Origin of the sequence: Citrobacter sp. wls613, from assembly GCF_005281195.1 — a bacterium.
Classification (GTDB): domain Bacteria; phylum Pseudomonadota; class Gammaproteobacteria; order Enterobacterales; family Enterobacteriaceae; genus Citrobacter; species Citrobacter gillenii.
Genome location: NZ_SZXN01000030.1, coordinates 16,809 through 17,664 on the forward strand (window position 1 = coordinate 16,809; position 856 = coordinate 17,664).

The 856-nt window shown below is 54.0% G+C and carries 2 protein-coding genes; both read left to right on the forward strand.

From position 1 onward, the window contains the following. Window positions 1-197: 197 nt before the first annotated feature. Entirely contained in the window at window positions 198-422 is a 225-nt protein-coding gene (locus tag FDX01_RS04395; protein WP_137399302.1) for a class II holin family protein, read from the forward strand. Then, window positions 400-856 (forward strand): lysozyme (locus tag FDX01_RS04400; RefSeq protein WP_137399306.1); only part of this gene is annotated, 457 nt, incomplete at its 3' end. The genes FDX01_RS04395 and FDX01_RS04400, both read left to right, overlap by 23 nt.

An 856-nucleotide genomic window follows, 5' to 3' on the forward strand; every position in this document is an offset into this window, starting at 1 on the left:
GGCTTTTTTATTGCACCAAATCCCGCCAGCTGGGAAATCAGGCCGCAGAGCCAAACATGCCTTACCCTCTTGCCCACCGCGCCGTGGGCTCTTTATTCAGGCCGCCGACAATCACCCTCAGAAGCCACGTAGCTATCGTGTCGGACGGCCTTTCCCCTACTACGACACAGCACCCGCTAACAACGCGAGGTGAGAGCATGTATCGCATGGAAAAACTAACCACTGGTGCAGCCTATGGCGCTTCTGCCGGTAGCATCCTGAACGGCATGCTTAACGCCTACAGTCCTGAGCAGTGGAACGCCATTGGCGTACTCGTTGGCATAGTCGTTGCCGTACTGACGTATCTGACAAACCTCTATTTCAAGATCCGCGAAGATAATCGACGCAGCAGGAGCCACGATGAACCCGACGCTCAGGAATAAACTGGTTGGTGCGATTCTTGGCGGATCCGGCGCTATTACGATTGCCGCGGTAATGCTGGGTAATGCTGATGGTCTGGAAGGACGCAGATATTATCCGTATCAGGACGTAGTCGGTGTATGGACGGTATGTGATGGACACACTGGCAACGATATCCGCCGCGGTCACCGTTACACGGACAAAGAATGCGATGCTCTCCTGAATGATGACCTGTACAAAGTCGCTAACCAGATTGATCCGCTTATCAAGGTAAAAATACCTGTAACCACCCGCGCCGCGCTGTACTCGTTTGCTTACAACGTCGGGTCTGGTGCTTTCGGTAAATCCACTCTGCTGAAAAAACTTAACTCCGGCGACTTGCCCGGCGCATGCAAAGAATTGCAGCGCTGGACATATGCCGGTGGGCAGCAGTGGAAAGGGCTAATCACCCGCCGTG